The 4,651-nt window shown below is 53.9% G+C and carries 5 protein-coding genes; 1 reads left to right on the top strand and 4 read right to left on the bottom strand.

Going from position 1 to position 4,651, the window contains the following annotated elements:
* Positions 1-134: 134 nt before the first annotated feature.
* The 4 genes from EDC90_RS20495 to EDC90_RS20480 all read right to left on the bottom strand — a co-directional run bounded on the left by EDC90_RS20495 (position 135) and on the right by EDC90_RS20480 (position 3,780).
* Positions 135-1,463, bottom strand: coding sequence for an aspartate aminotransferase family protein (locus EDC90_RS20495; protein ID WP_132314363.1), 1,329 nt, complete (start codon positions 1,461-1,463; stop codon positions 135-137).
* 228 nt (positions 1,464-1,691) lie between these two features.
* Entirely contained in the window at positions 1,692-2,015 is a 324-nt protein-coding gene (locus tag EDC90_RS20490; RefSeq protein ID WP_281015425.1) for an ArsR/SmtB family transcription factor, read from the bottom strand.
* A gap of 170 nt (positions 2,016-2,185) precedes the next feature.
* Complete coding sequence (locus tag EDC90_RS20485; RefSeq protein ID WP_132314361.1) at positions 2,186-2,707, bottom strand: HugZ family protein; 522 nt, start codon at positions 2,705-2,707, stop codon at positions 2,186-2,188.
* A 23-nt stretch (positions 2,708-2,730) separates the two neighbouring features.
* Positions 2,731-3,780, bottom strand: coding sequence for a quaternary amine ABC transporter ATP-binding protein (locus EDC90_RS20480; RefSeq protein WP_132314360.1), 1,050 nt, complete (start codon positions 3,778-3,780; stop codon positions 2,731-2,733).
* A gap of 173 nt (positions 3,781-3,953) precedes the next feature.
* Here EDC90_RS20480 and EDC90_RS20475 point away from each other — a divergent pair, with 173 nt between their 5' ends.
* Positions 3,954-4,535, top strand: a complete 582-nt coding sequence (locus EDC90_RS20475; RefSeq protein ID WP_132314359.1) for a thymidine kinase — start codon at positions 3,954-3,956, stop codon at positions 4,533-4,535.
* The last annotated feature ends 116 nt before the right edge of the window (positions 4,536-4,651 follow it).

The raw sequence follows: 4,651 nt of genomic DNA, 5'->3' as shown, positions 1-4,651 counted from the left end.
CATCTGATATCTCCGTATTTGTTGCAGAATACAAAGAATCTGATGGCCGCCCTTCACTCAACCCCGGGCTTCAGCGCCATTCTTGGACAGACACTAAGGCACGATGCGGCTCTCAGCATGATACGCAATCGTGATCAGATGTTGTTCATCAGCACTTTGCGCAGCTTGTCGAACAGAATGTCGATCTCTTCCCTCGAAATGATCAAAGGTGGCGAAAGCGCAATGATGTCGCCTGTTGTGCGGATCAGGAGACCATCTTCATAGGCCTTGAGGAATGCGTTGAAGGCCCGCTTGGTTGGTTCGCCTGCAATCGGCTCAAGCTCAATGGCGCCGACAAGGCCCATGTTGCGAATATCGATCACATGCGGGCAATCTTTAAGGCTGTGCAGCTGCTCTTCGAAATAGGGCGCAAGTTCGCCTGCCCGTGTCAGAAGACCTTCTTCTTCATAGGTATCGAGCGTTGCCAGCGCTGCAGCGGAGGCTATCGGGTTGCCGGAATAAGTGTAGCCATGCATGAATTCGATCATATGTTCCGGACCGTTCATGAAGGCATCGTGAATCTCGTCCTTCACGAAAACCGCCCCCATCGGTATGACACCGTTGGTCAGGCCTTTCGCTGTTGTCATAATATCCGGCGTGACGCCGAAAAAGTCAGCAGCAAACGGCGCGCCAAGGCGGCCATAGCCAGTAATCACTTCATCAAAGATCAGAAGAATGCCGTGTTTCGTGCAGATATCGCGCAAGCGCTGGAGATAGCCTTTCGGCGGAACCAGAACACCGGTCGAGCCAGCCAGCGGCTCGACAATTACAGCGGCGACCGTTGAGGCGTCGTGCAACGTGACAATCCGCTCCAGTTCGTCGGCAAGATCGCCGCCGTGTTCGGGCTGTCCTCTGGTGAACGCGTTCTTTTCGGGCAGATGGGTGTGCGGCATATGGTCAACGCCGGTCAGAAGCGTACCAAACATTTTGCGGTTTGAGACAATGCCGCCGACGGATGTTCCGCCGAAGTTGATGCCGTGATAGCCACGTTCGCGGCCAATCAGACGAAAGCGTGATCCTTCGCCCTTCACCCGGTGATAGGCAAGCGCGATTTTCAGCGCTGTGTCGACCGATTCCGAGCCGGAATTGGTATAAAAAACATGGTTCATGCCTTCCGGCGCGAGGGCAGCCAGACGGTTGGCAAGTTCAAATGCCTTTGGATGTCCGAGCTGAAATGCCGGTGCATAATCCAGTTCGCCTGCCTGCTCACGGATGGCCTCGGTAATCTTCGGACGGCAATGCCCGGCATTGACGCACCAAAGGCCAGCTGTGCCGTCGAGCACCTCGCGACCATCGGTGGTCGTATAGTACATATCTTTGGCGCTCGCGAACATACGCGGCGCCTTCTTGAACTGGCGGTTTGCGGTAAACGGCATCCAGAACGCCTCAAGATCATTGGGCGCCACACTGCGTCGGTCGGACATCAACTGCTCCACATAATAAAGTGACCCGTTGACGGGCCATTCTCATAGTTTCTTATATGTGGAGCAAGTTATCAGCGGAATTCACACCGTCAAGCCGCCGATGCGCAAGATTCTGCGAAAAAACATGCAAATGGTGATTGTCGTTATGCACTCTAAGCCGGGCTTTATGAAACAGGATGCGAGTGGCGGGCACGCGCCGCAAGCAGGCGGCGCGAGCTATTTTAGTTGTCAGCTTGCTGCCCGCTTTTGTTCCGGCATTTCGTCGTCATAGATTTCATCCAGCGTGTTCAGAAGTTTCAGAACGGGTTCTGAATGGGTGCTGTAGTAAATCGTTTGAGCTTCACGCCGCGTTTCGACGAGATTTTGTGCTCTGAGTTTCGACAGATGCTGTGACAAAGCAGACTGGCTGAGGCCGACCCTTGCGGCAGGTGCACCAACCGGCATTTCCCGATCGATCAGAACCGAAAGAATTTGAAGCCGTTTCGGATTTGCCATCGCCGAGAGCAAAGCGGCAGCCGTTGCGGGCGTTTCTGAGAAATTTTTCGCGTTCACGTTTCTACCCCATAAGATCAAAATCAACCGGCCTAACATGTAACCGGAGTAAATAAGTGATAACTGAATGTGTAGAAATTAATACTCCTAAATTTAGGGTATTTTTATGATTTAAACTGATTATAATGGAATTATTGTTTGGTTATATGAATTATTATTTTGCGATGCACTCAAGTTTTATCTCGGTTTGAAATGCTTTTGACTGGCGCGAGAATGTCTTCTCGTGCAAGCATATAGGCTTTGCCGAAACCGCCATTCAGGCTTGCAGACTGGGGTTCCAGACGGAAAATCGTAAAGTCGGGGAAGTCGATATAAAGGGCCGCTTTCGGATGGCGGCCCAAAAAGCAGTCCCTGAGAGACGTATACCGTTCAGAGTTTCGCGCGATGGACTTGGCAATGCAACGTGTGGTCAGGCGGGGATGCGCGAGTGGGTCTCCCTTGCCCGGTTCGCCGGTCATCAGCGCCACGCGATTGTCCTTCCGAATGGCTTTGTAATGGGTTGCGAGTGCTGAAATCAGGATCAGGGGCGCGCCGTCTTCATCGGCTGCCATCAGAACGCGGCTGACAAAAGGGAAACCGGTTTCAGCCTCATTGACGGCCAGTGCCGCGTATCCGGCCTCATTGATGAGGCTTCGCGCCAGTGTGCGGGCTGTATCGTCGGTTTCTTGAAGAATGTCTTTCTTTTCAGGCATGTCTGGTCCTCGAATATTGGCGCTTATGGCTTTTTCTGGCTGTGTGAAAGGGAAGATATTGCACTCTGCGCATTGACTATGCCGACGATTCGGCCACGTTCGATAACACCAATCGTTCCGGGTTTTGCGCTCAGTATTCGCAGAATGTCATTCAATACCGTCTCTGGCTTGACTGTGCCCGAAACGCTGGTTTGCAGTTGTTCTCTGGATGTGATGGGCGTCATGATATCGGCAGCGGTCAGTATGCCGCCAGGGTTAATGTTGCCGATGAAGTCGGCCACATAAGCATTGGCAGGCTTTCTGAGGATTTCGGCAGGCGTGCCGAGCTGGACGATGCGGCCGGCCTGCATGATGGCGATGCGGTTTCCGATCCTGAAAGCCTCATCGAGGTCGTGGCTCACGAACAGGATTGTCTTCTTCAGTGTACGCTGCAGTTCCAGAAGCTCGTCCTGCATGTGCAACCGGATCAGAGGGTCGAGTGCGGAAAACGGCTCATCCATCAGGAGCACGGGGGCGCCGGTAACGAAAGCGCGCGCAAGCCCGACCCGTTGCTGCATTCCGCCCGAAAGGGCGCTGACCGGATGCCTGGCCCACTGAGAAAGCCCGACAAGGGCCAGCTGTTCTTGAACGCGCCTGTGCCGCTGTTCAGCCTTGAACCCGGCCAGTTCGAGCGGAAAGCCTATATTCTCCTCAACGCTGCGCCAGGGCAGGAGCGCGAATTGCTGAAATACCATCGAGATTGTGTGTAGGCGCAGTTTTCGCAACGTCCTTTTGGACGTGTTGTAGGGCGTCACCGGTCCTTCAGGTGTCTGGACGGTGACGGTTCCACGTGTCACTGGTGCCAGGGCGTTGACCGCACGCAGAAGCGTGGATTTGCCTGAACCCGAAAGGCCCATCAGCACAACGATCTCGCCATCGTTGACCTCAAGGTTTGCCCCGGAAACGCCGACAACCTGCCCTGTCTTTCGGTTGATTTCGTCCCGGCTCCAGCCTTGATCAAGCAATGGCAAGGCCTTTTCAGGCGCTTTGCCAAAAATAATGTCGATGTTCTTCAAGCTGACAGCCGGTGTCATCCTGCTTGCTCCATTACCATCTTTAAAAGTCCGGTCGCGCCGATGCGCGGCGCACAATACCCTTCGTGCGTTGGCCTGCAATGCGCAATCGTGGTCTATTTTCTGTGGTTCGCTTCAATATCCCGCTTTCTATTCTGTCTGCTGCGCGGCATGAAGGGCAAAAAGGATCGGACATGGCCAAGCTTCACTTCAATTACGCGACAATGAATGCCGGAAAGTCGACCCTGCTGTTGCAGGCAGCTTACAACTACCGTGAACGCGGCATGCATGTTGTTATCCTGTTGGCGGAACTGGATGATCGAGCGGGTCGTGGCGTCGTCTCATCACGTATAGGTCTGACATCCGAAGCGGTCACTTTCGGCCCGGAAACGGACCTGTTTGCGCTGGCTGAAAAGCTTCATGCCGAAGCTGCAATCGATTGTCTTTTCATTGATGAGGCGCATTTCGCAACCGGCGAGCATATCTGGCAATTGGCTCGTGTGGTCGATGAACTTGAAATTCCGGTCATGGCCCATGGCCTTCGTTCGGATTTTCGCGGGCAGTTGTTTCCGGCTTCAACCGAGCTGTTCATTCTGGCTGATGAAGTGCGTGAAGTTCGGACCATCTGTCATTGCGGGCGAAAGGCCACCATGGTGGCGCGACTGGATGAGAGCGGCAATGCGCTTCTGGATGGTCCCCAGATCGAGGTTGGCGGTAACGAGCGTTATGTGTCGTATTGCCGCAAGCACTGGAAGGAAAAAATAGGTAAACGGTAGATCTTTCAGAACTGAACAGGGACTGAGAGTCTGTTCAAGAAAGCGGATAGCGGGCGAGCCGCCTTGTCATGAGCTTGATCATCGCGGTCTGGATGAAGGCGAGGCTTGTTGCCGAG

This window comes from Martelella mediterranea (genome assembly GCF_004342225.1).
Classification (GTDB): Bacteria; Pseudomonadota; Alphaproteobacteria; order Rhizobiales; family Rhizobiaceae; genus Martelella; species Martelella mediterranea_B.
Note: the sequence above shows the minus strand (reverse complement) of the source record. Positions and strands in the feature narration are given on the sequence as shown.

Bases quoted from the DNA above. Each gene is read 5' to 3' on its own strand.
- EDC90_RS20495 (WP_132314363.1), bottom strand. From the start codon at position 1,463: ATGTCCGACCGACGCAGTGTGGCGCCCAATGATCTTGAGGCGTTCTGG.
- EDC90_RS20485 (WP_132314361.1), bottom strand. From the start codon at position 2,707: ATGCCTGAAAAGAAAGACATTCTTCAAGAAACCGACGATACAGCCCGC.
- EDC90_RS20480 (WP_132314360.1), bottom strand. From the start codon at position 3,780: ATGACACCGGCTGTCAGCTTGAAGAACATCGACATTATTTTTGGCAAA.
- EDC90_RS20475 (WP_132314359.1), top strand. From the start codon at position 3,954: ATGGCCAAGCTTCACTTCAATTACGCGACAATGAATGCCGGAAAGTCG.